Here is an 876-nt window from a genome sequence, read left to right as displayed (position 1 = left end):
ACCGGGGCCTGCTGCGTCGCGGGCGCGCCGAGCTGGCGGCCGGACGCGTCGAGTCCGAAAGAGGCCCCGCAGACGACGGCGCACGCCCCGCATCCAGCGCCGGAGACGCTCACCATCCGGGTCGGCCGGCCGCCGATCCCGGTCACCCTGACGGCCGCCGGACCCCAGGACGCGCGCTGTCCCTGCCCCGTGGCCGGCATCTGCCTGCACGTCCTGGCCGCCTGCCTGTGGATGCGAGAGGCCGTCAACCGCGGTGGGACCGCCGAGGACAGCGGCGCCACCGAGGTGACCACGGGACCCACCCCGTCTCAGGCGCGGCCCACCGGGACGCGGCCGCCCGAGGCGCCTGCCCATGAGAGCGGAAGCGACCCGGTCCTGGAGGAGGTGCTCGCCTGGGATCCCGCCTGCGTCGAGAAGTCTCTGGGCGCAGAGGCCCGGCGGCGCGTGCAGGCGTCCCTGGCCGGCCTCGACCCGGCCCGACTCGCCACCGGCACCGAGGTGACCAGTGCGCCCGGGCGCCTGAGCATCACCTGGCCGGGCGCACCCGAGGTCGTCGTGATCGCTGGGCTGGGACCACGGGGCATGATCGTCTCAGGGCGCCACTCGCCGACGGCCAACGCGGCCTGGCGCCTCCAGTCCGTCATACGGCTCTTCGCCCGAGCGGGCCGCCCTTGGCCGTGGCCGGATGAGACGACCACCCTCAGCGACCGCCAGCGCGGTGCCCTCTCAACGGTCGCAACCGCCATCGAGACCATCGTCTCCGCAGGGATCTCACACGCCGGCCCCCGCAGCGCCGCCGACCTCGAGCGCCTCGCCCAGGTCAGCCGCCTGGAGGGGGCTGCCCCGGCCGTGTCCGGCCGTGCTGACCTCCCGCCC

At 75.9% G+C, this 876-nt stretch carries 1 pseudogene; it reads left to right on the top strand.

Going from position 1 to position 876, the window contains the following annotated elements:
- Positions 1-189: 189 nt before the first annotated feature.
- A pseudogene (locus tag HMPREF0975_RS16425) lies at positions 190-876 on the top strand (hypothetical protein); the annotation flags it as partial.

Origin of the sequence: Actinomyces sp. oral taxon 849 str. F0330 (assembly GCF_000239715.1) — a bacterium.
Classification (GTDB): domain Bacteria; phylum Actinomycetota; class Actinomycetes; order Actinomycetales; family Actinomycetaceae; genus Actinomyces; species Actinomyces johnsonii.
The sequence above is the reverse complement of the archived record's forward strand: the minus strand, read 5'-3'. Positions and strand labels throughout refer to the sequence as shown.